The sequence below is a fragment of the Flavobacterium sp. FlaQc-48 genome (genome assembly GCF_044007335.1).
In the GTDB taxonomy this organism is placed as follows: domain Bacteria; phylum Bacteroidota; class Bacteroidia; order Flavobacteriales; family Flavobacteriaceae; genus Flavobacterium.
Genome location: NZ_JBIPCR010000065.1, coordinates 1 through 381, shown reverse-complemented (window position 1 = coordinate 381; position 381 = coordinate 1). Strand labels below are relative to the sequence as shown.

General features: G+C 39.6%; 1 protein-coding gene. It reads left to right on the top strand.

Features of this window, described 5'->3' with window-relative positions; translation table 11 throughout:
- A partial coding sequence (locus tag ACHRWY_RS27600; RefSeq protein ID WP_395359234.1) for a carboxypeptidase-like regulatory domain-containing protein occupies nucleotides 1-381 on the top strand: 381 nt, incomplete at both ends.

Genomic DNA, 381 nt, shown 5'->3' with positions numbered 1-381 from the left:
ACAGCATCGATCCGGTTTCCGGACGGGGTTATTTCAGCTCCAATAAAGATGGCGGACAGGGTTCTGATGATATTTATAAATTTCTGGAAACCCGCAAACTAAAGTGCGTTCAGGAATTAGAAGGAATCATTACCGATGTGCAGACAAACGCAATTTTACCAGAAACAAAAGTTACTTTATACGAGAATCAAATCATAAAAAACACTACAGTTTCAGATGCGTCCGGAGTGTATCATTTTGCTGTTGAATGTGGTAAGACTTATGCTGTCAGGGCCGAAAAACAAGATTATGCTACCAAAGAAATGAGTGTAACTATTGGAAAAGTAACCGGAAAAACCAGCCTGCCGATTGGTTTGGATAAATCAATCTGTAAAGTGACCA